A 23691-nucleotide genomic window follows, 5' to 3' on the forward strand; every position below is an offset into this window, starting at 1 on the left:
CAAGGAATTCGTTCATGAAGATACCTCGCTTTGCCATCGCCCTGATGGCTGCTGTTTGCTTGTCTGGGTGCGAAACCACCGCGCCTGCCAGTGGCATGTCACGCGCCGCCAGCGCACCGGTCCCCAGTCAGTTGAGCTTTGTGGACATCAACAAGTTTGACAATGACTTGCATGCCTCCTTGCTCGCGCACCCTGACATGGTGTCTGTGGTGTTTTATGAAAAAGTCAGTCCCAACAGCACCCCAGAGCGCTTGCAAAGGTGGCTCAATGTGGTGGAGAAAACCGGTGGCAAGGTGGATGTCGAGCCGCCACCTGGTGAGCTGGTGCCCCGCAATCCGTTTGCATTGATCAGCTTGCTCGGGGGCCTTTGGAACGCCATCAAAATGACCACCGAAGTCAAGCAAGACAGCATGCTGTTGGCCGCACGTGGCCGTGATGCGGTGATCAGTTTGGAGCGCAACCGCGAAGGACAAGTGGTGATCTCAAAGGTCAGCTTCAAAGCGAACAAACCTTGAGCATGCCCTTTCGCTCTTGGTGCGTGTTGGTCGAGAGTTTTTACCGCGGTGCCACTTGGTTTGGTGTGTGTGTGGGCGGTGGCATAGGCCTGTGCTTTGGCTTGCTGCTGCACATCGTGCTGGCCTCGCAACCGACATTGGCGCATCAAATACTGGCGCATGTGATGCTGGGCAAATTGCCAACCTTGTTGGTGGCGCTTTACATGCTGTTGCGCATCAGTTTTTTGATGCAAACAGACAGCGTTGAATCTCAACACGTCCAATCATCGGCCTTGCACCCCTTGGCCCACAGCTGCGCCTGCGTGGCCGCGGTGTCGGTGGCTTGGGCCATGTTCATGGTGTGGGTCAGCGCGGGCTATGTCTTGGGTTTGGCCTGGGGATTTCCGGGGCAGGTTCAGGCACTGGTAGATGCCTTGATCGACGACATGGACCTGTGGCTTTTGCTGCGCGCTCTTGTTCGGATGCTCGGGCTGGGTTGGGTCCTCGCCTTGAGCACGGCTTTTGAAGCCCGTTGGCTCATGTCACCGCACCATGACCGGTCCTTGGCGATGATGCGTTCCATGTTCTGGGGCTCGGTCTGCATCGCTGCCGTGGAAGCGGCAGACGTCTATATTTTTTGGTGAATGAAGGAACTGGCATGAACATGATGGCGCGAAAAGCTTCCAGCCTGTGGCTCAGCGTGGTGTTGGTGGGGGTCGCCGGTGGGCTGCTCATGGCCTATGTGGCACAACGCAAAGCTTGGTTTGAGCCACGGGCCATGTTCACTTTCGAAACCGACTCGGGGCATGACCTCTTCTTGGGCATGAAGCTCAGTTACAAGGGTTTCAAAATAGGCCAATTGACCGAATTGGTGTTGCTGCCCAACGGCCAAGTGCAAGGTCAAATTTCGGTGCCGCAAGACAAAGCGAATTTCGTCACACAGGGCGCTGTCCTCAAAGTGGCCAAGGACAAAATCGTCAGCTCTGAGTTGTTGCTGCAACCGGCTCCTGGCGACACCCAAGTCTTGCCAAGGGGCGCAAAGCTGGCCCTGATGCGCGAAGACATGGCCGCTGATTTGACGAAAAAAATCGATCCTTTGCTGGAGCGGGTGCATGTGCTTTTGGGGCAGTTGTCGGACCCTCGCCTGGGGGTGCAAGCCAGCTTGGTCCAGTCCCGCCAAACCATGCAGCAAACCTCAGGGACCCTGCAAGAGGCGGCTGTCTTTTTGAAAGAAACCCAGCAGACCTTACAGTCTTTTCAGCCACTGACCCAACAGGCCACGACCACATTGCAAGAACTTGAAAAATCGCTGGCCCAAACCCGCACCACCATGGGCCAGACCCAGGCTTTGATCGAGCAACTCAAGGACCCCCAAACCGGTCTGGCTGCCACGGTCAGCCAAACCCGCTCGGCACTGGAAGACGCGGGCAAATTGATGCAAAACGTCGATGGCACGCTCACGGACATCCAATCCGCACCGGTCTACCGGTGGTTGGTGCCGAACCGCAGCGCACCCACATTGCCACCCAAGTGATCAGCGTTCCTCGATGTTCAACAAGGTCGAAGCAAACGCGTCAGAGCAGGCTTGTGAAACGATCAAGTTGCGCGTTTTCCCCCCTTGTTGGCAAACGCTTTGATCACCGTTTTCAGAGTTCCCCAAAAGCAATTGCAGCTGACTTTTACCCGTTGCGCTGAGCAAGGGTTTGACAAAGGGGCCTGCTTTTTCGCTGCGCAATGATGACAAGTCGCGGGGTGAATCACTGACCATCACCAACACCGTGTCAACCCCCTTGGGGCCTCCCGCGGTGATGCGCCAGTGCGGGCGTGGCAAGGTGACCGTCTGGTTGGCTTGGATGGCGTTGTTGCCGTCGACCGCATTGGGGTAGAGCAGGTAGAGGCTTTTCTTGTCAGAGCCAGCCAAGGCGATGTAGAGGTAACCGTCAAGTGGCGAGGTGATGCTGAGCTGCAACGGGTCTTGGTTGATGCGCAGCACCGCCGGTGTGGCTTGAACCTTCAGTGCGCGTGACGCATCGCGTTGTTCATGCACTTGTTTGAGCAAATCTGCCGGGCTGGCAGCTTGCGTGCTCGGGTTGGGCAGCGTGGGCTGAACGGATGTGCTGCTCAAGGTCGCGGCAGCAGGTGGCGTGGCCACTGCACTGGAGGGTGTCGAAGCCGCAGCCACAGGTGCAGGTGCAGGTGCCATCACGGTTGCGCTTGGGGAGGTCGCAGGGGTTGGCTCTTCTGGCAAAGTCGCAGCCACAGCGGCAGGCGCGGTGAAAAAGGCGGGCACAAAACCCCGGTTGCCACCGATGGTCATTTGTTGCCCCAAGATGTCAGGAAAGCGAGACAAGGTTTTGCTGACCTTTTCTTGTGCACAACGGGTGATTTCTTCCACGCTGATGGCCCCACTGTTGTCCAAATCTTTCGCGCCGCCGAGCATGCAGTCTCGCCAAGCAGAGGTTGCAAGGCCGCCTGTTTGTGGATCGTCAAACGACACCTCGTCGGGACGGGACGCGGCAATGGAGACGATGTTTTCAGGGACCGCGCCTTGCTTGGACAACTCGCTGCTCAGGCTTCGGGTTCGCATATTGGCGGGTTTGGCGCATTGTTCGGGGCTGATTTGACTCACAAACTTGGGTGTCAGGCTCAGTCCGGCTTGTTGCAAAGACCGAGTTTTCATGGGTTGGTTGGCAATCCCCCCTGAATGACAGGCATCGTAGAACACCATCAATTTGTCAGATTTGCTGGCAATGGGGGACAGCAGATTGCTCATTTCAAGGTTGGTGATGGCTTGTCCATCTGTGGCCAACAAGCCCTCGGTGCATGCGTCTGGCCCCGTCTGCGGATCGACCCAGCGCGTGCCATGACCCGAGTAGTACACAAAGACCCGGTCACCAGGGCGGACCCTGGCATTGAGGTCTTTGAGGCTCTGGCGGATTTGTTCGGCGGTCGCGTCCTTGTCGCGCAGGTATTCGATGTTGCTGTCGGGGATCGACATGGCCATGCCCATGCTGCGGGCACTCACGATGTCTTTTTTCACGCCTTGCAGCGTGGAGATACCCGAAGCAGCGTATTCACCGACCCCAATGATCAAGGCGTGACGTGATGCTTTGGGGATGGAACGAATGCCCGTGGTTGACATGTTGTTGTTGTTGCCCGAGCGGCCACTTTCGATTTTGGCGACGTTGGCAACGCTTGCGGTACCGGCCCCGCTGAGTGCCATGGCGCGCACCCAACCTTGGTTGTTGCCCACTTTGACTTGCACCCAACCCGCTTCGAGCTTGAGCGATTCAACCGCCTGACCCGCGGCCAGGGTCAGCACGGTGCTGGCATCCAGATAGCGCTCAGATTTAAGGTCAGTGGGTCTTGTCACCGTCATCGACTCTGCCAGTGCAGTGTTGAAGCAACAAGCGCTCAATCCCGCCGCAATGAAAGTCCGAAGACTCAGAGAGAGTGTCATGGGTGGCCTTGGTTGAATGACGTGATGGAAAGACCAGAGCGCGGTGGACGCTCTGAGGTTCAAGGTGTCAAGGTGACGATCTTGACGCGACGGTTTTCTGCTGCAAATTTGTCGTCTGAATTGGCGGGTTCGCTGTCGCCTTTGCCTTGTGCGACCAAGCGAGGCGCGGCCACGCCCAGTTTTTCAAGCTGAGCCTTGACGGCATTGGCGCGCAGCTGAGATAGCTTTTGGTTGTAGTCTGGCTTGCCTTTGGCGTCGGTGTGGCCTTCGATGCGAAAGCTCAACGATTGCAACTCTGAGGATTGCAAGGCTTTGGAGAGGTTGTTCAGGGTCTGCAAGCTTTCGGCTGTGATCGCGCTGGAGTTGAATTCAAACCCAATGGTGAGTGAAATGGATGGCGCTGCCTTGGGCTCATGGCTTGCAGCTTGCGTCTCCACTGGGGCCGCATCCACTTGGTCGATGCGCAGATTGCGCAAACTGCGCGTTCGGTAGGTGGGGGCAGTGGCATCTGCTGCGGGCGGCTTGAGCGCATCGATGATGCGCTGGGTGTCAGGCTCTGCAATCGCCCCATGAGACAAGGCGGTCAGTCCGCAAGCCAGGGCGGACACACGCAACAAGTGTGGGATGTTGGATGAGCGCAAAAGTGCATCAATCCGTTTGAAAGGTCGTTGTATGGGGCGCACGTTGATCTGTCCAGTGGGTCAAGGCGATGTCTAAATTCTGCAAGACTTCGTCCAAATGATTGTAGTCAGGCATGGGCTTGGGATGGATCTCAAGCGGCTTGGCAATGCCGACGTAAAAGCGCCGGGGGGTTGGGCTGCACATGTCAGGCAGGGCGCGCAACGAGGCTTCAACATCCTGGGCTGAGTGTCCCCAGATCACGATGTAAATCAACCCTGGTTGTTGGTGAATTTGTTCTGTCATCACCCCGACGGACAAGACGGCAGCAGTTGCCGCTTGAGGTGGGAGCGCGTCCATCACGTCATGCGGATCCCAGTGCCCTTTGTCGAACTGAAGCACAGCAAAGCATTCATGCAGATGCGCATCAGAGGTTTTTGAAACGTGCTCGCGAAGGCGTTTCAGCTGTCCGATTTCTTTGCTGCGCCAAGTTTTGTAGACAGACCAGACAGAGAAAAAAAGCAAGGAGTGAGAGGCCGAGGTCGAGAGATCCAGAAAATAAAGCCACTCGGTTTGCAGGCTCAAAAAACTCACCAGCATCAATACACCGGGGACCACCAGCACGGACCATTTCACTTGTTCGTCGCTCAGGTATTTGCTGGCGATGCCCATCAACAGCAGGGCGATCCAAGAGATGATCAGATGCGCCTGTGTCGACAGCTCTCTCAAAAATCGCTGATTCTTCAAGTTGTCGATCACATTGGCCAGCACGAACACCCCTGGTTGGGTGATGTCAAGCGGCGTGACTTTGATGTCGAACAAGTTGGTGGCCGTGGCACCCACAATCACCACGGCATCTTGGAGTCTCGGGTCGGGTTTTGAACCTTCGCGACTTTGGCTCAAACGCCAAACTTCTGAGAAAGGAATCCGCGTGTAGTGGTCTTGGCGTAAATTGAATTGGATCAATTGTTTGGGCTGCTCGGGCAGGCGCCACCCCATGTCCTGTGCCAACCGAGCAGGCAATGACCACAGGCGCCATCCCTGTTTGTCTTCCCATAAGGTGTAGTAACGGTTCACGCCATCAGGGTCTGGGTAGATGTTGTGAAACCCCAGGCGAGTGGTGTCGACCACGCTCTTGAACACCGGAGGTACCAACGCCAAAGTCGGCGCTGGCGCCGCAGCGAGGCGTGTGATGAACCCTGGCAGTTGATCTGCGTGCAATTGACTGATGCCATCGTTGGCAGGGTTCAGGCGCAAGATCGGAAAATAACTATGGCGACTTGCTTCAACCGCTTGACTGAATGCCAAGTCTGACGATGGATTGAGGGTGTCCACATCGGCAAACAGAATGTCAAACACCACAGCACGCGCGCCTTGTTGCTCTAGCCAGTCCAGTGCGCCCGCCAACGTTTCTCGTGGCCACGGCCAACGGCCAAACTCTGATTTCATCTGATCGAGTGAGGCTTCATCAATGTCTACGACCACGATGGATGGGTCATGTGCAGGGGCCCACAAGCGGCGCTTGACCATTTGGTCATAGGTGGTTTTGTCAGATGTTGTACCGCCCGGCAACCACAACAAGTGGGCGGAGGCCCACAGGGCCAAGAGAGCAATCAACGTCCAGCGAATGCGATCATGTGGCACCCGCGACAGGGCGTGCATCCAGCGCTGAAGATGATGATTCATGAGGGTATTTACAGTTTCTCTCGGGCTTCTTTCTTGCTCAATTTGCGCACCTCTGAGATCGCTTGCAATTGGCTGGCGCGTGGACGTGATTTGCCGGTTTCCCAGTGGTAGACCGATTGCGCAGAGACACCCAATAGTTTGGCCATCTCGTGCGCGGTCAACCCCAGTTTCTTGCGCAAGGTGGCAAAGCCCGCCGTTCTGAAGCGCAAGACCACCGCTTTCTCTTGGGGCTCAGCGGCTTTGGGTTTGCCTTGTTGCTTGAGCAAACGAGCCACCGCCGACTCCAAGCTGGCGATGCGACGTTTGAGTGCGGCAATTTCTGCGCGGTGCTGCGTCGATGCTTTTTTGACTTGCTTGGAGTCAGCGCGGGTTTCTTTGCGTGCAATGCGTGCAATTTCGGTTTTCAGTTGTTCGGCAAAAGTTGTCATAGAGCCTCGCTGGTGGTGGTTGGGATGATACTGAAACCGCAGAGTTTTCAAGATGCGTTCCCTGCCCCGAGCTGTTGAACAGGCCGACGTGGCGTTCATTCAACGCGAAGTCCGGCCTCCACCGTCAGGGCTTCCCACTTGGGCCCCTCTTTGTCAAAGAAGTCTTTGGCCTCAACGGGGGTGGCAAAGGTTTTGGCCGTGGAGCCGTCTTTGTCGAGGCGCTTGGTGTAGTCCTCTGACGTCATCACTTTGTTGACTTCTCGCATCAGCTGTTCGAGTTGCCGTGCGGGCGTGTTGACAGGGGCGTAGAGCGCGACAAAGCCCACGATGCTGGGGTAATTGGCAATCACCTCGTTGGCCGCTGGAATTTGCGGCAGGGTTTTGTTTCGGGTGTCGCCAGACACGGCAAAGGCCTTGAGTCGACCTTGCGCAATCAAGGGCAGTGAGCTTTGCACCGACATCACCGCCATGTCGACTTGTTTGCCGCCCAAGGCCGTGAGCAAGTCTGGGCCGCCTCGGTAGGACACCGGTGTGCCTTTGATTTTTTCAGCGCGCTCCATCGCGACGCCCAAGAAATGTCCCAGCGTACCGTTGCCCCCAAAAGCCCAACTCACCGAACCGGGTTGCGCGCGCATTTGCGCGGTCATTTCTTTGAGATGATTGAACTTGCTGTCACCGGGCACCACAAAGATGTAGGGGAAGGAACTGAGGTAGGCCACGGGGGCGAAATCTTTGTAGGGGTCGTAGCCAGAGTTCTTGACCATGATGGGGTTGGCGTAATGGTTCACGCTGTTGACCAAGAGGTACAAGGTGTTGGGGTTGTTGGACTTGGCCACATAGTTGGCGGCAATGTTGCCGCCAGCGCCGGGTTTGTTTTCTACGGTGACCGACAAGCCCGTGTTGCGTTGTAAGCCGTCGGCCAAGCCGCGCGCCAAACTGTCAACGCCGCCCCCTGGTGAAAACGGTGCAACCAAACGAATTTGTTTTCCGCTCAACGCCGAGTCTTGCGCCCAGCTGTGGGGCCATGCGCTGCACAAAGCGGTTGCCATCACCGTCCAAACCATTTTGCGGCGCATGTGGGTGGCGCCTTGTTGTGTGAGTTGCAAAGAAATCTCCAGATCAAGAATCAGCAGCGACGCGGCAAGACCTTCATGGTCATTACCAATGGGCAACTGTGAGAGTTGGCCGCACAATGCGCTGCGTGATTAAACCACCTCGCTTTGCGCACTGACAACAGGACAAACATGGATCTCGAGCTCAAACAAAAACACATCCTCATCACCGGCGGCAGCAAAGGCATTGGCTTTGCATGCGCCCAAGCTTTTTTGAACGAGGGTGCCGTGGTGACCCTGGTATCACGCAGCCAAAGCAACCTGGACCATGCACGTGCACAGCTGCTGCAACAGGGCGTTGACGCATCGCGTGTGCAGGTGTGCGCCGCCGATTTGACACAAGCCAGTGATGCGGCACGCGCACTTGACCATGCCTGTGTCGCAGCTGGCGAGATCGACGTGTTGGTCAACTCGGCCGGTGCGGCCAGCCGCATTCCTGCCTTTGAGTTGACGCCAGACGACTGGCACGACGCCATGAACGCCAAGTTTTTCAGCTACATCAACATCTTGAACCCTGCGCTGCAACGCATGGCCCAGCGCGGCAGTGGTTGCGTGGTCAACATCGTGGGCATTGGTGGCAAGGTGGCCAGTGCGGTGCATGTGGCGGGCGGGGCGGCCAACGCGGCCTTGTTGCTGGCCAGTGCCGGCTTGGCCGCGGCCTATGGGCCCAAGGGCATTCGTGTGAACGCGGTCAACCCTGGGCGCACGCTGACCGACCGCATGCAAGGGCTGCTGGAGGCCGAGGCGGCGCAGCAGCACATCAGTTTGGAAGAGGCCACACGCCGCGCCGGAGCCAAGATGCCCTTGGGTCGGGTGGCCCAGGCCAGCGAAATTGCCAATGCCGTGGTGTTTTTGGCGTCCAGCAAAGCCAGCTACATCAGCGGCTCCATGCTCACCGTCGATGGCGCATTGACCGCCATCATTTGAGAAAGTCTCACATGCAAGTTTTTAGAATTTTCACCACGCCATCGGGCGATTCAGAGATTGAAATTCGTCAAGTGCCCATGAGCCAAGCGAACCGGCCGATGTCTGAAATATTTCAGAGCGAATCGATTTTTTTCAGAGAAACGCCGCAAGGGCATGTGCAAGATTTTCACAACGCACCCAGGCGTCAGTTGATCTTCATCACCTCTGGGTTGTTGGAGCTGGAAACCAGCCAAGGCAGACGTGTGCTGTGTCAACCGGGGGATGTGTTGTTCACCGAAGACGCACAAGGACGCGGCCACATCACCCGTTCATTGCGCGGCACGCGCGGCTTCTTTCATGTGGTGGTGCCAGACAGCTTTGACGTCAGCGCGTGGCCGCTGCTGACGCCTTGAGGCTGTCTCAGGTGCCTTCGACGATGCGGATGTCGCGCACCACGGCGTTGTCGCCCAAGGCTTTGAGGGCTGCTTTGTAGCCCGGGCTGTCATAGGCCGCCAAGGCCGCTTGCAGGCTTTCAAATTCGACCACCACCAGGCGTTGCATTTCGCCTGATTCTTTGACCGCTGCAGGCATGCCGCGCGCCAAAAACTTGGCACCGGCTTCGGCCAATGCGGGGCCGGCCAATTTGGCGTATTCGGCCAAGGCATCGGCGTTGTGAATGGCGCGGTAGGCGCTGACCCAATAGGCTTTTGTCATCTCGTTGTCCTGTGAGAAAAATTGAAACAGCCAGAATCTACAAGCAATTCCACACTGGGGCAGTAATTCAGGAGACTCAAGTTGTGCAGCCTGAGCGAGGCGGTGTGGTCAGGTTTTTTGATCGAACAAATGGCCTGCCAACTTGCTGTTGAGATGGACGTCGGCGGTGAACTGGTTGAATTCCAGGGTTCTGACCAACTCGCCCGTGGCATGGTTGGTGATTTTGACCAACAGTTTGTTGTTGACTTCGTCGATGGAGTATGCCAACTGGTTTTCATCGCTGACAACGGGCGCTGGCTTGGCCCTCGGTTGGGGTTCTGTGGCCTCCGAGCCGATGACTTTGGCGGGTCTGGCCTGGATGTTGGCTTGGGTGCTGAGTGGGCGGCCCACAGCATCGCCCGCCAGGGCGGGTAAGCCGGCGGGGGGAAGCTGAAGATTGCCCAAAACAGAAGTCATCACTGACCTTTCCAAGGGAGCTGATTGCTCGTCGTGTGGGATGAATCGACCTGGTTCTGAAGAACTTGAGGACGTTGAGAAACTTTTTTTTCAAGGGTTTTCGTGGGTCTTGGCCCTCAGGCAGGTTCTTATCATGCTGAGATGACCTTGATCCATTCCTTGAGAACCAGCGCTCTTGTGGCCTTGTGGTGTGCAGGGCTGGCTGTCATGCCAACGCATGCGCAAGCATCGCCGCCGACATGAACCGCTTTGGCCGCGTGGTCAAAGAAGTGGGCATGAAGCTGGACTGAGGGCGTGCGGGCCTTCGGTGGCCCAGGCTGTGCCAGCAGAACGCTCAAACGCCTGACGTCAGACTTTGGGCGGTGTCGACGATCAGTGCTGCAATCACCTGCTGGGCCAAGGTTTCCACCAAGCCTGGTCGGGTGGTCAAGGCCATCATGCGGGGCAGCTCGGGCGTGACGATCTTTGACGCTTGCAGTTGTGCCTGTTGCAACGCATCTTGCAGCGCCATCGGCCCCAACAGCGTGTGCATGCCGCCATGCATCACCATTTCTTTTTGAATCGTCAGCGAGTCGGCTTCCAGGGCCACAGGCAGGCTAAATCCTTGGGCCCTGGCCAGGTTGTCCAAGTTGTCGCGCCAGCTGTTGGGGCGGCAGGGCAGCACCAGGTTCAGCGGGGCCAGCGCAGAGAACGCGACGGTTTTTTGGCGCGTCAGTGCGTCACCGACGGGGCCCACCAAGAAGGTGTCCACCTGTCGCAGCACCTTGTCGCTGCTTTTGAGGTTCTGCGGATGCAAATAGCGAATGGCCAGATCGAATTTGGCGTTGTGCAGGCCGTCGTCCATTTGGCTGTCCAAGGCCTCACGCACGCTGATGCGCACCAAGGGGTACAGCGTCTTGGCGCGGGCCAGCACCGGGCACAACAAGGGCCGCACTGCCGATGGCATGGTGCCAATGCGCACTTCGCCAATGGGCATGCCTGCACCCGATCGGAGGTCATTGGCGAGTTGTTCGGTCTGGGCCAACCAGGCTTGCACCCGGGGCAGGGCCCAGCGCCCCAGTTCCGACAGGTGCATGCCCCGTCCGTGGCGGATGAACAAAGGGCCGCCACAGTGCGACTCCAGCTCGGCCAGCTGCCGACTCAATTGCGGCTGGGCCATGTCACGCAGCATCGACACCTTGCTCAAGCTGCCTTGTTCTGCCAGGTCCAGGAACAAACGCCACAACGGGGGGCGCATGGCCGAGAGTGAAATACGGGTCATGTCAAAGTCATCACTGAATTGGTATAGCTAGTGTGCCAGATTTGTCATTGACTGCATGACGAGGGCTTCCTAACATCAGCCCGCTGGCGCCTTTTGGCCGCTTTTTTTGACCGAACCCCAACTTCAAACCCATGCCTCAACACCAACCCTCGCGATACCGTGTCGCCGCAGACATTGGCGGCACCTTCACCGATGTGGCGGCCTTTGATGAAAAGCTTGGCCGCTTCACCCTTGGCAAAACCCTCACCACGCCGCGCCACTTGGTCGACGGCATCTTGACGGGGCTGCAAAAAACCGGCGTCGCGCTGCAAGACGCGCACTTGTTTTTGCATGGCTCAACGGTGGCCATCAACACCATGCTCGAACGCAGCGGTGCACGTACTGCGCTCATCACCACGCGGGGTTTTCGCGACATCTATGAAATAGGGCGCATCAACCGCCCCGACTCGTTCAACCTGTGGCACCGCAAGCACCAGCCCTTGGTCGAGCGCGATCTGCGCTTTGAGTTGACCGAACGCATGATGGCGGACGGCACCATCCACAAACCCTTGGCCATGGATGAATTGGCTGCTTTGTGCGAGCAGCTCAAAACATTGGCGCTCGATTCGGTGGCGATTTTGTTTTTGCACTCTTACCGCAACCCGCTGCATGAGCAAACCGTGCGTGACTACATCCAGCAGCATCTGCCCCATTTGTTTGTGTCGATCTCCAGCGAGTTGTCTCAGGAGTACCGTGAGTTCGAACGGACCTCCACCGTGGTGGCCAATGCCTACATTGGCCCACGGGTGGACAAGTACTTGGGCGAGATCGAAGACGAACTCAAGGCGGTCGACTTCGAGGGCAAGTTCTTGGTGGTGCAGTCCACCGGGGGCTTGTATTCGCTCAGCGAGGCGCGCCAAGACTGTGTGCGCATGATGGAGTCTGGCCCTGCGGCTGGCGTGATTGGCACCCAGGCCTTGTGCAAGGCCTTGAACATCCAAAACGCGATTGCGTTTGACATGGGCGGCACCACCGCCAAAGCCGGCGTGGTGCGCAATGGGCGCGCCTTGGTGGCCAACAGCGTGATGATTGGCGGCTACCTCACTGGCTTGCCTTTGCTGACCCCCATGATCGACATCCACGAAGTGGGCACGGGCGGCGGCAGCATTGCCAGCCTGAGCGGCACCGGTGCCTTGCGCGTGGGGCCACAAAGTGCAGGCGCATCCCCAGGACCGGTCTGCTACGGATTGGGTGGGACCGAGCCCACGGTGACCGATGCCAATTTGATTTTGGGGCGTCTGGATCCGAAGAACTTTTTGGGTGGCGAGATGCTGCTCGACAAAGCCGGGGCCACAGCCGCCATGAAAGAAAAAATCGCCACGCCTTTGGGCTTGTCGGTCACCGAGGCGGCCTTGGGCATTTTGCGCATCGGTGCAGCCGCCATGTCGCACGCGGTCAAAGGCGTCACCACCGACCGGGGCTTGGACCCTGGTGCTTTTCCCAATCTGTTTGCCTATGGCGGCGCCGGGCCCTTGCATGCCTCCATGGTGGCGCGTGAGTTGCGCATCCCCACCGTCATCATTCCGCGAGCGCCCGGACACTTTTCGGCCTTTGGCATGTTGTTGGCAGACTTCCGCAAAGACTTGGTGCGCTCGCAATTCGTCAGCTTGGCATCGGTCACCATCCAAGCCTTGGATGCTTGGTTTCAGGACATGGAGCAACAAGCCTTGGGCGCCCTCAGTGCGGCTGAGCTGAAGACGCGCAAGATTGTGCTGCAACGCTCCTTGGACATGCGCTATGTGGGCCAAGAGCACGCGGTCACGGTGGAAGTGCCCGCTGCGGCTTTCAAGCAAGGAAAAATGGCCCTGCTCAAAAAAGCCTTCGACGAGGCGCACCGCGAGCGTTATGGCCGTGGCTCGCCCCACGAAGCGGCCGAAATTGTGAGCATCCGCAGCACCTTGAACGGCGAGATGAAAAAGCCAGCGCTTGAAAAAATTGCAACCGGCAAACGCACCCCGCCGGCGGCGGCGCTGTCTGGCTCGCGCAAGGTCTACTACAGCGAAGGCGGCTGGGCGATGGCGCAGGTGTACCGCCGTGACGCTTTGTTGGCTGGCAACACCGTGCACGGCCCGGCCTTGATTGAAGAACACGCCAGCACCACCGTGCTGCAACCCAAAGACGTGATGGTGGTTGACCCCTTGGGCAACCTGCACATCACCATTGGCCTTTCTTGATGTCGTTGCAGCGATTGGAGCCCACATGACAAACACACGTAAAAAAACTTCTGCCCCCCGCATTGACCCGGTGGCCGTCGAGCTGATCCGCAACAGCCTGGTGGCCGCCACCGAAGAGATGAAGTCGGTGCTCATGCGCACCTCGTACAACATGATCATCTATGAGGCGCTCGACTTCACCGTGGGCTTGTTTGACCGCCAAGGTCAAACCCTGTCCATTGGATTGGGCCTGCCCATGTTCATCCGTGGCATGAGCGATGTGGTCAAAGCCAAACTCAAGCACTGGGGCGAGGCCGACATTCACCCCGGCGATATCTTGTTGACCAACGACGCCTACACCACCGGCGCGCACTTGAACCACCTGACGTTCTCTATCCCGGTGTTTCACCAGGGCAAGATCGTCGCGTTTTCCACCTGCATGGCGCATTGGCAAGACATCGGGGGCGTCTTGAACGGCGTCACCACCGACATCTATGCCGAAGGCTTGCAAATTCCCTTGGTCAAGTACCACCAGCGCGGCGAGGTGAACGAAGAAATCAAAGAGCTGATTTTGATGAACGTGCGCCGCCGTGACCGCGCTGCGGGCGACTTAGAAGCCCAGCTGTCGGCCTGCCGCGTGGGTGTCAAACACCTCGAAGAGATGCTGCAACGCTTTGGCGAAAAAACCTGGCAGTCCTCGCTCGAAGCCATCATGGACCACACCGAAGCCGAAGCCCGTGCCATGGTGAAGAAAATCCCCGATGGCACCTACGAAGCCGAGTCGTTCATGGACGACGACGCGGTCGATCTGGACCAACCGGTGCCCATCCGCGTCAAGGTCACGGTCAAGAACGACGAGATGACGGTGGACTTGTCTCGCATGAGTCCACAGGTCAAGGGGTTTTTCAACTCCGGCGCCGGCGTCGCCTGTGCGCAAGTGGCTTTCAAGTGCTTGACGCTGTCCACTGACCAGCCGATCAACGACGGGAACTTCCGTCCCCTCAAAGTCATCTTGCCCCCAGGCACCGTGGTGAGTGCGCAGCACCCAGCGCCCATGCGCGTGTGGATGACGTATCCGATGACGGTGGTCGACACGATTTTCAAAGCGCTGGCCAAGGCCATTCCCGAATCCGTCATTGCCGGCCACCACGCTGACTTGGTGATCGCCAACGTCAACGGCATCCATCCGACAGACGGCAAGTTGTGGATTTATTTGGGCGGTTTGATCGGCGGCGGTTGGGGCGCCAAGTACAACGAAGACGGCGTCAATGTGACGGTGTGCATGAACGACGGCGACACCCACAACGGCCCCAGCGAGCAAGTGGAGAACAAGTTCCCATTGCTGGTTCAGTACTACCGCTTGCGCGAAGACTCGGCTGGCGCTGGGCAGTTTCGTGGCGGCTTGGGCGCCGAAGCCGAGGTCACGGCGCTCAGCAAGGTGAATTACCAAACCCGCATCGACCGCGTCAATAACACGCCCTGGGGCTTGAACCAGGGCCACGCGGCCAAAGGCAACCAAGTGGGCATGCGTCACAAGGACGGCACCCTCAAACTCTTCAACACCGGCAAGGTGAACATGCGCTTGAACGAAGGCGAGTCCTACGTCTTGTATTCGGGCGGTGGCGGAGGCTTTGGTGCACCCAAGAAACGGGATCGGCAAGCCGTGCTGCGAGACCTGCGTTTGGGCTATGTCTCCGAGACCGTGGCGCGCGAGACCTATGGCGTCAAGCTCACCGCCAAAGAGCGCCAAGCCTTGCGCTTGCCTGCTGCTCAGGCTTGAGTGGGATGACCCCATGCTGAACTTAGGCGACACCGCAATTCGACAAGTCAAGGCAAGCTCTCGCCCGCCCAGAAAGAAAGCCGCAGCGCCCCAGCCTGTCAAGGTGGCGGTGCGAGCGGTGCAGCTGTTTGGGCGATGGTTGCGCGTGAGCCGACGCGGCGTGCCCGTGATGAGTGGGTGTGCGTGTGGGTTCGACCTGGCCATTGAGTTGGGCGAACTCGACAGCATGATCTTGGAGTTTTTGGTCAAGAAGTTTGACCAAGCGCCTCGGATCCAAGCGTTCATTGCGCCCTGGCTGGCGCCCGATCAGCGCTTCAGCCAAGGTTTGCAAAACATGTTGCAAGTCTTCACCACCTCAGACCACGGTTTGAGCGACGTGGAGGTGTCAGAGATTTTGGATGCGATGGAAGTCAGCATTGGCTCCATCGAGTCCTACCACGGTTAACACCCGCTGGTGGGGGTGATGTTTCTCAGGAGTTGTGCATGCGGTCGAATTTGGGGTTAGCGAAATGGATGGGGCTCAGCGTGTTGAGCCTGGGGTTGTTCACCGGCACAGCGTGGGGTCAAGCGGGCAAGTTCCCTGACCAACCCATCAAGATGATCGTGCCCTTTGCGCCCGGCGGCGGTGTGGACACCGCCGCACGTTTGGTGGCGCGTCAAATGCAAGGCCGCTTGGGCGTGTCGGTGGTGGTCGAAAACCGCGCCGGCGCCAACGGCACCATCGGCAGCAAGGTGGTGCAAGGTGCACCAGCAGATGGCTACACCTTGTTGTTCTCGGCCGCCACCCACGTGATTTCTCACTTGGTGATGAACAAGGTGCCTTACGACCCCATCACCGACTTCGCGCCGGTGGCGCGCGTGGGCGAAGCCCCTTTGCTGTTGGTGGTCTCGCCCAATTTGCCGCAGAAAAAACTGACCGAGGTGCTCGACGCCGCGCGTCAACACCCCGACAAGTGGACCGCTGCCTTGCCCGCCATGGGCGCGCCCAGTCACTTGGCCACCCTGTTGCTGGCGCAAAAGTCCAACCTCAAGCTCACCATGGCCCCGTACAAAGGCACCTCACCTGCGTTGGTGGACGTGGCCGGTGGGCACGCGCAAATCTTGCTCGACTCCATCATCTCTTTGATCCCCATGGCCAAGACGGGCAAGGTGCACCCGGTGGTCACCACCTCGGCACGCCGCAGTGCCATTGCGCCGGATATTCCAACCGCCTCCGAGAGCGGTTTGCCCGGTTTTGTGTTCGTCAGTTGGTATGGCCTGTGGGCCCCCAAAGACACCCCCCAAGACCGCATCCAGTTGTTGAACACGGCGGCCAACGAGGCGGTGACCGAGCTCATCAAATCGGGTGCTTTTGCTGCGGTCGGCATTGACGGTGTGAATGAGACCGTGGCGCAGTTTGGCAGATACATTGCCAATGACGTGGCGCAAAGCGCCGACCTTTTGAAGAGCGCAGGCTTCAAGCCTGAGTGACCCCCTCAACCTCAACGGAGACCCCACATGAAACGCTGCTTACCTTTTTTGTGGGCCGCGTGCCTGTGCACAGGGCTGGTCAGTGCGCCGGCTTGGGCGCAGAGCGACTACCCCAACAAACCCATTCGCGTGGTCGTGCCTTGGCCTGCGGGCGGGGTGGCCGACATTGTGTTGCGCGTGATCGAGCCACGCTTGCGGCAAGAACTGGGGCAGTCGCTGGTGATCGACAACCGCCCGGGCGCCGGCGGTGTGATTGGCGACGAGATGGTGGTCAAGGCCCAGCCCGATGGCTACACCTTGTTGTTCACCTCGTCGGCGGTGAACATGAACATTGCGATTGGCCGCAACTTGCCCTACGACCTAGAGCGCGATTTGATGCCCATTGCCAATGTGGCCTGGGCTCCCATGATTTTGGTGGCCACCCCGTCGCTGAAATTCAAGTCAGCGCAAGAACTGGTGGCCGATGCACGCGCCAACCCCGGCAAGATGAGTTACGCGTCGGCGGGCAATGGCTCGCCCTCGCACCTGACGGTCGAGATGTTCCGCGACAAGGCGGGCATTCAAGCGGTGCACGTGCCTTACAAAGGCTCGCCCCAGGCCATGCTCGACCAAATTGCCGGGCGGGTGGATTTCCACTTCGTCAATTCGGCCACGGCTTTGCCGCACATCAATGCGCAAAAAGTGCAGGCTTTGTTGGTGACGTCGGGCAAGCGCTTGAGCGTGGCACCGCACATTCCCACCAATGCCGAAGCCGGATTTCCTGATTTGCAGGCCAGCCAGTTTGAAGGTTTTTTTGCGCCACGTGGCACGCCCCGTGCTGTCATCGACAAGGTGGCTGCTGCCGTCAACAAGGTGTTGGCCATGCCCGATGTGGTGAGCGCCATGGCGCCGTATGCGGTGGAGATTGACGGCGCCAGCAACCCGCAAAAATTTGCCACCATGCTGCGCGAAGACCGCGAGCGTTGGATCCAAGTGGCCAAGAACGCCAGCATCAAATCCACCGACTGACACTCCTTTTTTCTTCTTTCACTTTCAGAGCTTGTGCCATGACCGATCACACCCAACCCCCGATGCAACAAGTCACCGTTGAAAACGCCATGCGCGCCTTGGGCGAGTGGCCGGTTCAAAAATTCCATGTCTCGCACCTGGCCGACTCGGAGTTCAAGGGCGATGGCCTGCGCCCCTATGTGGTGTACCGCGACCTCGGCGCCAAAGAGGCCACCGGTGGCTTGGTCGATGCGCACGTCAATGCACGTGGCCGCCCGTTTGACCAAGACGCCGTGAGCAAGCGCCACATCCACGACGTCAAATTCCAAATGGTCTATGTCTTGAAAGGCTGGAGCCGTGCCGAGTTTGAAGGCCATGGCGAGCACATGATGGTCGCGGGCAGTTGCTGGATTCAACCTGCGGGCATCAAGCACACCGTGCTCGAATACTCGGACGATCTGGAGGTGCTGGAGATCATCATTCCAGGCACGTACGACACCTACAACGTCGAAGACATTCCGGTGGGCCACCACGCCCACGAAGGGACCAAGTAAATGCCGGGGCGACTCAGCGGCCGTTGGGCCTTGGTCACCGGCGCCAGTGCGGGCATTGGCCACGCCACCGCCTTGGCGCTGGCCCGCGAAGGGGCCAACCTGATCGTCACCGGTCGGCGCGAAGCCGAGCTGTTGGCCTTGTGCGCCGCCTGTCGTGCTTTGGGCGTGCAAGCGCAAGCCATGGCGGGTGACTTGCAAGACGAAGCCTTTGTGCAAGCCTTGGCCGCCGCGTCTGCGCAGGCCGATGTGTTTGTCAACAACGCGGGTGTGTTGACCTATGCCCCGTTGGTGGAACTCACGCCCGCGCAAGTGCACGCCATGTTCAACGTCAATGTGCTGGCCAGCATCCGCATCAGCCAATTGGTGGGCGCGGCCATGGCAGCGCGGGGCCACGGCCACATCGTGGTCATGACCTCGCTGTCGGCACGCAACATCAACCGCCTGTCGGCGGTGTACGGTGCCACCAAACACGCCATGTCGGGCATTGCCAAAGGCTTGCGCATCGAGCTCAAAGGGCAGGGCATCAAGGTGACCGAAATTGCGCCGGGCATGGTCGACACCGCGATTCGCGATGGCAATGACCACCCCGAAGCCATTGCCGCCGTCACCTCGCGCACCTACGCACCGCTGACGCCCGAAGACGTGGCCGACTCGGTGGTCTACGCCGTGTGCACGCCCGACAACTGTTGCCCCGACTTGATCGAGTTGCGCCCCACGCGCGCTTGATGGGCTGAACCAGAAAGCACCCGATGGATTTGCAACTCACTGGACGCACGGTCTTGGTCACCGGTGCCTCGCGCGGCATTGGCCGCGCGGTGGCCGAAGCCTTTGCCGCAGAAGGCTGTGCCCTGCGCTTGGTGGCACGCAGCGCCGAGGGCTTGCAGGCCTTGCAACACGACCTCAGCACGCGTTTGGGTGTTGAGGTGCAAACCTTGGCACTTGACTTGGCGCAAGCCGGATCGGTGGAGCGCATGGTCGAAGCCTTTCCCGAGGTCGATGTGGTCATCAACAACGCCGGGGCTACCCCGCGTGGTGATGTGGTGGAGCTTGACGACGAGGCCTGGCGCGCGGGCTGGGAACTCAAAGTGTTTGGCTACATCAACACCACCCGTGCTTACTACCGCCGCATGCGTGCGCGGGGCCATGGCGTGATCCTCAACATCATTGGCCTGGGCGCGGAAAAGCTCGACCACAGTTACGCCGCAGGTTCCACCGGCAACGCCGCCTTGGTGGCCTTCACGCGCTCGGTGGGCAGCATCAGCCTGGACCATGGCGTGCGCGTCTTGGGCGTCAACCCCGGCTGGGTGGAAACCGACAAAGCCATTGCCTCGTTGCGCCGTCGCAGCCAGGAAGGTTGTGGCGACCCCGAGCGCTGGCGCGAAGCCCTGGTGGGCCACCCCGGTGGTCGGCTGATTCAACCGCGTGAAGTGGCCGACATGGTGTGCCTGCTGGCGTCGCCGCGCGCCAGTGCGGTGTGCGGCACGGTGGTGTCCATCGATGGCGGCTATGGCGCTCGCGCCTATCCCAAACCCGCTGCGTTTTAATTTTCAGGAGGTCTTGTATGCCACAGGTCAACGTGGGTGACATTCAAATGAACTACACCGTCCAAGGCGAGGGCGAGTGGTTGGTCATGGTGGGCGGCTATGCCAGTGGCAACTGGTCGTCGTGGGGGCCGCAGCTCAAACGGGCGGCGCAAGACTTCAAGGTGCTGGCGTTTGACAACCGAGGCATTGGCGGCACCGACGCGCCCGACATGCCCTACACCACCCACATGCTTGGGGCCGATGCCTTGGGGCTGATGGACCAGTTGGGCATCGAGCGCGCGCATGTGCTGGGCAAATCTTTGGGCGGTGCGATTGCGCAGCAGATGGTGTTGCAGCAGCCCCAGCGCGTGCGCAGCCTGGCCATGACCTCCACCTTTGGCAAGCTCGGCCCACGCGGCCAAGACATGGTGGGCTGGTGGCTGGGCTCGGCCCAAGCCATGGGGGTGAACCGCTGCTTCTTGGCCGGTTTGCTGACCTACTTTTACAGCGAGGCGTACTACGCGCAGCACCACGACAAAATCCAGGCCTCGGTCGAGGTGATGCTCCAAGTCAACCGTCCCTTGCACGGTTACCTGAACACGGGCCACGCCTTGCTCACGCACGATGTGATGGACCGGTTGGGCGAGATCACGTGCCCGACACAAATTCTGATTGGCAACAACGACATCATCACCACCGTCGAGCACAGCCGGGCCTTGGCAGCCGCCATACCGAACGCGGAGTTGAAGGTGTATCCAGACACCTGGCATGGCTTCATGAGCGAGCGCCCCGAGGCGTTTGAATCGATGCTGCAATTTTTCAAACAACACTGAGTGCTACACGCCTAGGAGACCCTCAATGACCACCCCTTCTTCATTGCGCTTGTCGCGTCGCCTGCTGTGCCTGTTGGGCAGCAGCGTGTTGGCGTGCAGCGCCTTGGCGCAAAGCTGGCCGACCAAGCCCATCAAAATCATCTTGCCCTTTGCCGCCGGCGGTGGTGGCGACACGGTGATGCGCCCGATCTCGCAAAAACTCGCCGAGGCCTTGGGTCAACAGGTGGTGCTCGAAAACATCGCAGGCGCGGGCGGCGCCTTGGGCATGCGTGCCGCCATCCGTGTGCCCACGGACGGCCACACCTTTGTGATGATCTCCAACACCCACGCCATCATCGAGACCTTGCAGCCCAATTTGGGCTACGTGACCTTGAAAGACTTTGTGCCCGTGACCTACATGGCCTCGTTGCCCTTGGTGCTGGTGGTCAACCCCAACTTGCCGGTCAAGACCACGCAAGAACTGCTGGCCTATGACAAGCAGAACCCTGGCAAGCTCAACTACGCGTCTTCGGGCAGCGGCACCATCTACCACTTGGTGACCGAGCAGTTCAAGTACATGACGGGCAGCCAGATGACGCACGTGCCCTACAAGTCGAGTGCGGTGGCACGCACCGACGTGATCAGCGGACAGGTGGATTTGATGATCGATGGCTTGGCCACCATGAAGCCCTTCATCGAGTCGGGCCGTGTGCGCGCCTTGGGCGTGGGCGCGACCACGCGCCATCCGCATTTGCCCAACGTGCCGCCGGTGGCCGATGCGGTGCCGGGCTTCAACGAAGACGCGTGGGTGGGCATGATGGCTCCCGCTGGCACGCCGTCAGCAGCGGTGGATCGCATGAGTGCAGAGATTGGCAAGCTGCTGGCCAACCCCGAGGTGCGCAAGATCTACACCGACCAAGGCATGGGTGTGCAAGGCAGCACACCCGCAGCGTTTGGGGTCACCGTCAAAAACGACATCGACAAATGGGCCCACATCATCAAAACAGCCAAAGTCAAAGCGGACTGAGCGCAGCCCCTGAGGGGCTTCACTGCGGCGTGCAGTGCACCGTGATCTTGGCGGCAGCCGCCCGCGCACGCGCCAAGGCGTTGCTGTTTTTGGCCAGCGCCACCGCCATGCGGCGGTAGGGGCGGGTGGTGGGCTTGCCAAACAAACGCACATCCACGCCGGGTTCGCTCAATGCTTCGGCCACCCCGGTGAAGGTGGGAGCCGTGCCGTTTTGGGTGGCCAGCACCACGGCGCTAGCGCCTTCCACGGTGTCGATCTGCGGAATAGGCAAACCCAAAATTGCACGCGCGTGCAGGTCGAACTCGCTCAGGTTTTGGCTGATCAGGGTCACCATGCCGGTGTCGTGCGGACGCGGGCTGAGCTCGCTGAAGATCACCTCGTTGTGGGTCACAAAAAACTCCACGCCAAACAAACCTGCGCCGCCCAAATCAGAGGTCACTTTTTCGGCCATGTCTTGGGCGGCTTTCAGGTAGGCGGGAGCCATGGGTTGGGGCTGCCAGCTGTACTGGTAGTCGCCGCGCTCTTGCACGTGGCCAATGGGCGCGCAAAACAGCGTGGGCCCGCTGCGCTGGCGGATGGTGAGCAGGGTGATTTCAAAGTCAAACGCGATGAACTCTTCCACGATCAGTTTTTTGCGGTCACCACGCATGCCTTGGCAGGCGTAGTCCCAGCTGGTTGGAATGTCCGCCGCCGTCTTGGCCACACTTTGGCCTTTGCCCGATGAGCTCATCACCGGTTTGATCACCACCGGGAACCCAATCACCTCGGCCTGTGCCAACAACTCTTGGGCCGACTCGGCGTAGCTGAACTTGGCGGTGCGCACGCCCAGGCCAACGGCCACGTCGCGGATGCGGTCACGGTTCATGGTCAGGTTGGCGGCACGTGCGCTGGGGATGACCTCAAAGCCTTCTTGCTCCACCTCCAGCAGCACCTCGGTGCGGATGGCCTCGATCTCAGGCACGATCAAGTCGGGCTGGTGCTGCGCAATGGCCGCGCGCAAGGGCGCTTCTTCGAGCATGTTGAACACGCAGCTCTCGTCGGCCACTTGCATGGCGGGTGCGCCCGCGTAACTGTCGCAGGCCACCACGTAGCAACCAAGGCGTTTGGCGCTGATGACAAACTCTTTGCCGAGTTCACCCGAGCCGAGGAGGAGGATTTTTTTCATGGCGTGTGTCTGAACAAAAGATCTAGCGCGAATTATTGACCGCAACCTGCGCGTGCTCGTATACAGAAACTGGTCAGTGCGCTGGATCAGCGCACGCAGTAAAAATAAACCTCTTGGTAGTTCACATCTTCGGGGTGACGCACAGGACTGGGGTTGCGCGTGTCGGGCGACAGGACGTGGTTGTTGGCCATGGCCCACAGCTTGTGGTCCAAGGACACACCGCCACTCCAGTCGCCCAAAATGGACAGGTACTCGTATTCTTTTTCGCTGGGCAAGCGCGCCTTGACCATGGTGCAGGCGTCTTCGGCAATTTTTGGGGTGGGCGCTTTGTTGATCGAGCTGCCCGGTGCGCCCACCAACACCAAGAAGCGTTCCCCCATGGAAATCACCGTGGGGAAACTGGTGCGCTGAAAGTGCCGCACCATCTGAACGGCGATGTTGCCCATCACCGACTCAGGCTTGCCTTGGGCTTGAAAACTCACCGACTCACTGCGCGGCAACACCACATGGAGCGTCACCAACACATCGCCTTTGCAGCCGGGGGAATAACTGTAGGTGCCCCAAACAAAGCCTTTGACGCGCGACATTTGTTGCATGTCGGGCGTGTCAAAGCGCTTGTTGTCGCGCAAGGCTTCGAGAAACGCCAGCACCGGTGTGGGGTTGGCAAACTCCAAACGGGTGTTCTCGGGGTTGAGGCCTTGCGAGACTGCGTCGATGGAGGCCTTGAGGCTGGCCTCCAAGGTCACGTCCATGCCCTGTCCGGCGCTGGCCATGGCTTTGTTCTTGTCGATCAAGGCGTCCACGGTGACCAAAATCTCGATCGCGTCTTTGGAGTCCACGCCCACTTGCACCAAAGCCTTGAGTTGGTTGGTGGCTTGCGCGGTCAGGTCGTTGCGGCTTTGACCATAGGCGTCTTGGAATTGGCACAGGTCTTGGCCGCGCACAAACAGCACGGTGGGCCAGAGGGTGATTTTTTCGATCGCCAACGCCGAAGCGCCCGCACACAAGAGCAGGGCAGAGAAGATGAGTTTGAACATGGTGTGCCG

General features: G+C 59.3%; 25 protein-coding genes. 15 read left to right on the forward strand and 10 right to left on the reverse strand.

What is annotated here, in order from left to right:
- Positions 1–14: 14 nt before the first annotated feature.
- Genes ACKWJN_RS13620 through ACKWJN_RS13630 form a run of 3 tightly spaced genes read left to right on the forward strand, consistent with a single transcriptional unit; the run spans position 15 to position 2028 of the window.
- Entirely contained in the window at positions 15–515 is a 501-nt protein-coding gene (locus ACKWJN_RS13620) for a hypothetical protein (protein ID WP_408597747.1), read from the forward strand.
- Positions 512–1138, forward strand: coding sequence for a hypothetical protein (locus ACKWJN_RS13625; protein ID WP_408597749.1), 627 nt, complete (start codon positions 512–514; stop codon positions 1136–1138). The genes ACKWJN_RS13620 and ACKWJN_RS13625 overlap by 4 nt, the downstream gene beginning before the upstream one ends.
- A gap of 14 nt (positions 1139–1152) precedes the next feature.
- Complete coding sequence (locus ACKWJN_RS13630; RefSeq protein ID WP_408597751.1) at positions 1153–2028, forward strand: MlaD family protein; 876 nt, start codon at positions 1153–1155, stop codon at positions 2026–2028.
- Here the strand turns inward: ACKWJN_RS13630 and ACKWJN_RS13635 are convergent, their stop codons facing one another.
- The 5 genes from ACKWJN_RS13635 to ACKWJN_RS13655 form a co-directional block, all read right to left on the reverse strand.
- Positions 2029–3954 (reverse strand): caspase family protein, encoded by a 1926-nt coding sequence (locus tag ACKWJN_RS13635; RefSeq protein ID WP_408597753.1) that lies wholly within the window; start codon positions 3952–3954, stop codon positions 2029–2031. It abuts the gene before it with no gap.
- 59 nt (positions 3955–4013) lie between these two features.
- Positions 4014–4562 carry an OmpA family protein gene (locus ACKWJN_RS13640; protein WP_408597809.1) on the reverse strand — a complete coding sequence of 183 codons (549 nt, stop codon included), beginning with the start codon at positions 4560–4562 and terminating at the stop codon, positions 4014–4016.
- 40 nt (positions 4563–4602) lie between these two features.
- The gene (locus tag ACKWJN_RS13645) at positions 4603–6258 is read right to left on the reverse strand and encodes a CHASE2 domain-containing protein (RefSeq protein ID WP_408597755.1); all 1656 of its coding nucleotides are present in this window, start codon (positions 6256–6258) and stop codon (positions 4603–4605) included.
- Positions 6259–6266: 8 nt separating this feature from the next.
- Positions 6267–6686 carry a helix-turn-helix domain-containing protein gene (locus tag ACKWJN_RS13650; RefSeq protein ID WP_408597757.1) on the reverse strand — a complete coding sequence of 140 codons (420 nt, stop codon included), beginning with the start codon at positions 6684–6686 and terminating at the stop codon, positions 6267–6269.
- A 95-nt stretch (positions 6687–6781) separates the two neighbouring features.
- On the reverse strand, positions 6782–7792 hold the full coding sequence (locus ACKWJN_RS13655) for a Bug family tripartite tricarboxylate transporter substrate binding protein (protein ID WP_408597759.1): 1011 nt from the start codon (positions 7790–7792) through the stop codon (positions 6782–6784).
- Positions 7793–7930: 138 nt separating this feature from the next.
- Between ACKWJN_RS13655 and ACKWJN_RS13660 the strand changes: the two genes are divergently transcribed.
- Positions 7931–8725, forward strand: coding sequence for an SDR family oxidoreductase (locus ACKWJN_RS13660; protein ID WP_408597761.1), 795 nt, complete (start codon positions 7931–7933; stop codon positions 8723–8725).
- Between the two features lie 11 nt (positions 8726–8736).
- The gene (locus ACKWJN_RS13665) at positions 8737–9117 is read left to right on the forward strand and encodes a hypothetical protein (RefSeq protein ID WP_408597763.1); all 381 of its coding nucleotides are present in this window, start codon (positions 8737–8739) and stop codon (positions 9115–9117) included.
- 7 nt (positions 9118–9124) lie between these two features.
- Here ACKWJN_RS13665 and ACKWJN_RS13670 read toward each other — a convergent pair whose 3' ends face one another.
- The 3 genes from ACKWJN_RS13670 to ACKWJN_RS13680 all read right to left on the reverse strand — a co-directional run bounded on the left by ACKWJN_RS13670 (position 9125) and on the right by ACKWJN_RS13680 (position 11135).
- Entirely contained in the window at positions 9125–9418 is a 294-nt protein-coding gene (locus tag ACKWJN_RS13670) for a DUF1330 domain-containing protein (protein ID WP_408597765.1), read from the reverse strand.
- A 108-nt stretch (positions 9419–9526) separates the two neighbouring features.
- Positions 9527–9874: a hypothetical protein gene (locus tag ACKWJN_RS13675; protein ID WP_408597767.1), complete on the reverse strand. Its 348-nt coding sequence runs from the start codon at positions 9872–9874 to the stop codon at positions 9527–9529.
- 334 nt (positions 9875–10208) lie between these two features.
- A complete protein-coding gene (locus tag ACKWJN_RS13680; protein ID WP_408597768.1) occupies positions 10209–11135 on the reverse strand; it encodes a LysR family transcriptional regulator in 927 nt (308 codons plus the stop codon).
- 131 nt (positions 11136–11266) lie between these two features.
- Here ACKWJN_RS13680 and ACKWJN_RS13685 point away from each other — a divergent pair, with 131 nt between their 5' ends.
- Genes ACKWJN_RS13685 through ACKWJN_RS13730 form a run of 10 tightly spaced genes read left to right on the forward strand, consistent with a single transcriptional unit; the run spans position 11267 to position 21480 of the window.
- Positions 11267–13348, forward strand: coding sequence for a hydantoinase/oxoprolinase family protein (locus ACKWJN_RS13685; protein ID WP_408597770.1), 2082 nt, complete (start codon positions 11267–11269; stop codon positions 13346–13348).
- Between the two features lie 25 nt (positions 13349–13373).
- Positions 13374–15107, forward strand: a complete 1734-nt coding sequence (locus tag ACKWJN_RS13690) for a hydantoinase B/oxoprolinase family protein (protein ID WP_408597771.1) — start codon at positions 13374–13376, stop codon at positions 15105–15107.
- Between the two features lie 13 nt (positions 15108–15120).
- Positions 15121–15552 carry a hypothetical protein gene (locus tag ACKWJN_RS13695; RefSeq protein WP_408597772.1) on the forward strand — a complete coding sequence of 144 codons (432 nt, stop codon included), beginning with the start codon at positions 15121–15123 and terminating at the stop codon, positions 15550–15552.
- 38 nt (positions 15553–15590) lie between these two features.
- Entirely contained in the window at positions 15591–16577 is a 987-nt protein-coding gene (locus ACKWJN_RS13700; RefSeq protein ID WP_408597774.1) for a Bug family tripartite tricarboxylate transporter substrate binding protein, read from the forward strand.
- A 27-nt stretch (positions 16578–16604) separates the two neighbouring features.
- Positions 16605–17585, forward strand: coding sequence for a Bug family tripartite tricarboxylate transporter substrate binding protein (locus ACKWJN_RS13705; RefSeq protein ID WP_408597775.1), 981 nt, complete (start codon positions 16605–16607; stop codon positions 17583–17585).
- A gap of 38 nt (positions 17586–17623) precedes the next feature.
- A complete protein-coding gene (locus tag ACKWJN_RS13710) occupies positions 17624–18118 on the forward strand; it encodes a cupin domain-containing protein (protein ID WP_408597777.1) in 495 nt (164 codons plus the stop codon).
- Complete coding sequence (locus ACKWJN_RS13715; RefSeq protein ID WP_408597779.1) at positions 18119–18844, forward strand: SDR family oxidoreductase; 726 nt, start codon at positions 18119–18121, stop codon at positions 18842–18844.
- 23 nt (positions 18845–18867) lie between these two features.
- Positions 18868–19662 carry a short-chain dehydrogenase/reductase gene (locus ACKWJN_RS13720; protein ID WP_408597781.1) on the forward strand — a complete coding sequence of 265 codons (795 nt, stop codon included), beginning with the start codon at positions 18868–18870 and terminating at the stop codon, positions 19660–19662.
- A 17-nt stretch (positions 19663–19679) separates the two neighbouring features.
- Complete coding sequence (locus ACKWJN_RS13725; RefSeq protein WP_408597783.1) at positions 19680–20474, forward strand: alpha/beta fold hydrolase; 795 nt, start codon at positions 19680–19682, stop codon at positions 20472–20474.
- Positions 20475–20499: 25 nt separating this feature from the next.
- Positions 20500–21480 (forward strand): tripartite tricarboxylate transporter substrate binding protein, encoded by a 981-nt coding sequence (locus ACKWJN_RS13730; RefSeq protein WP_408597785.1) that lies wholly within the window; start codon positions 20500–20502, stop codon positions 21478–21480.
- Positions 21481–21499: 19 nt separating this feature from the next.
- Here ACKWJN_RS13730 and purT read toward each other — a convergent pair whose 3' ends face one another.
- Both purT and ACKWJN_RS13740 read right to left on the reverse strand, forming a co-directional pair.
- Complete coding sequence (gene purT, locus ACKWJN_RS13735) at positions 21500–22645, reverse strand: formate-dependent phosphoribosylglycinamide formyltransferase (RefSeq protein WP_408597787.1); 1146 nt, start codon at positions 22643–22645, stop codon at positions 21500–21502.
- An 86-nt stretch (positions 22646–22731) separates the two neighbouring features.
- Positions 22732–23682 carry a hypothetical protein gene (locus ACKWJN_RS13740; RefSeq protein WP_408597789.1) on the reverse strand — a complete coding sequence of 317 codons (951 nt, stop codon included), beginning with the start codon at positions 23680–23682 and terminating at the stop codon, positions 22732–22734.
- Positions 23683–23691: the final 9 nt, after the last annotated feature.

This window comes from Limnohabitans sp. (assembly GCF_046052825.1).
In the GTDB taxonomy this organism is placed as follows: Bacteria; Pseudomonadota; Gammaproteobacteria; order Burkholderiales; family Burkholderiaceae_C; genus Limnohabitans.

Coding starts and splice junctions, on each gene's coding strand:
- ACKWJN_RS13620 (WP_408597747.1), top strand. CDS start 15: ATGAAGATACCTCGCTTTGCCATCGCCCTGATGGCTGCTGTTTGCTTG.
- ACKWJN_RS13630 (WP_408597751.1), top strand. CDS start 1,153: ATGAACATGATGGCGCGAAAAGCTTCCAGCCTGTGGCTCAGCGTGGTG.
- ACKWJN_RS13635 (WP_408597753.1), bottom strand. CDS start 3,954: ATGACACTCTCTCTGAGTCTTCGGACTTTCATTGCGGCGGGATTGAGC.
- ACKWJN_RS13645 (WP_408597755.1), bottom strand. CDS start 6,258: ATGAATCATCATCTTCAGCGCTGGATGCACGCCCTGTCGCGGGTGCCA.
- ACKWJN_RS13650 (WP_408597757.1), bottom strand. CDS start 6,686: ATGACAACTTTTGCCGAACAACTGAAAACCGAAATTGCACGCATTGCA.
- ACKWJN_RS13660 (WP_408597761.1), top strand. CDS start 7,931: ATGGATCTCGAGCTCAAACAAAAACACATCCTCATCACCGGCGGCAGC.
- ACKWJN_RS13665 (WP_408597763.1), top strand. CDS start 8,737: ATGCAAGTTTTTAGAATTTTCACCACGCCATCGGGCGATTCAGAGATT.
- ACKWJN_RS13670 (WP_408597765.1), bottom strand. CDS start 9,418: ATGACAAAAGCCTATTGGGTCAGCGCCTACCGCGCCATTCACAACGCC.
- ACKWJN_RS13675 (WP_408597767.1), bottom strand. CDS start 9,874: ATGACTTCTGTTTTGGGCAATCTTCAGCTTCCCCCCGCCGGCTTACCC.
- ACKWJN_RS13680 (WP_408597768.1), bottom strand. CDS start 11,135: ATGACCCGTATTTCACTCTCGGCCATGCGCCCCCCGTTGTGGCGTTTG.
- ACKWJN_RS13685 (WP_408597770.1), top strand. CDS start 11,267: ATGCCTCAACACCAACCCTCGCGATACCGTGTCGCCGCAGACATTGGC.
- ACKWJN_RS13690 (WP_408597771.1), top strand. CDS start 13,374: ATGACAAACACACGTAAAAAAACTTCTGCCCCCCGCATTGACCCGGTG.
- ACKWJN_RS13695 (WP_408597772.1), top strand. CDS start 15,121: ATGCTGAACTTAGGCGACACCGCAATTCGACAAGTCAAGGCAAGCTCT.
- ACKWJN_RS13700 (WP_408597774.1), top strand. CDS start 15,591: ATGCGGTCGAATTTGGGGTTAGCGAAATGGATGGGGCTCAGCGTGTTG.
- ACKWJN_RS13705 (WP_408597775.1), top strand. CDS start 16,605: ATGAAACGCTGCTTACCTTTTTTGTGGGCCGCGTGCCTGTGCACAGGG.
- ACKWJN_RS13710 (WP_408597777.1), top strand. CDS start 17,624: ATGACCGATCACACCCAACCCCCGATGCAACAAGTCACCGTTGAAAAC.
- ACKWJN_RS13715 (WP_408597779.1), top strand. CDS start 18,119: ATGCCGGGGCGACTCAGCGGCCGTTGGGCCTTGGTCACCGGCGCCAGT.
- ACKWJN_RS13720 (WP_408597781.1), top strand. CDS start 18,868: ATGGATTTGCAACTCACTGGACGCACGGTCTTGGTCACCGGTGCCTCG.
- ACKWJN_RS13725 (WP_408597783.1), top strand. CDS start 19,680: ATGCCACAGGTCAACGTGGGTGACATTCAAATGAACTACACCGTCCAA.
- ACKWJN_RS13730 (WP_408597785.1), top strand. CDS start 20,500: ATGACCACCCCTTCTTCATTGCGCTTGTCGCGTCGCCTGCTGTGCCTG.
- purT (WP_408597787.1), bottom strand. CDS start 22,645: ATGAAAAAAATCCTCCTCCTCGGCTCGGGTGAACTCGGCAAAGAGTTT.
- ACKWJN_RS13740 (WP_408597789.1), bottom strand. CDS start 23,682: ATGTTCAAACTCATCTTCTCTGCCCTGCTCTTGTGTGCGGGCGCTTCG.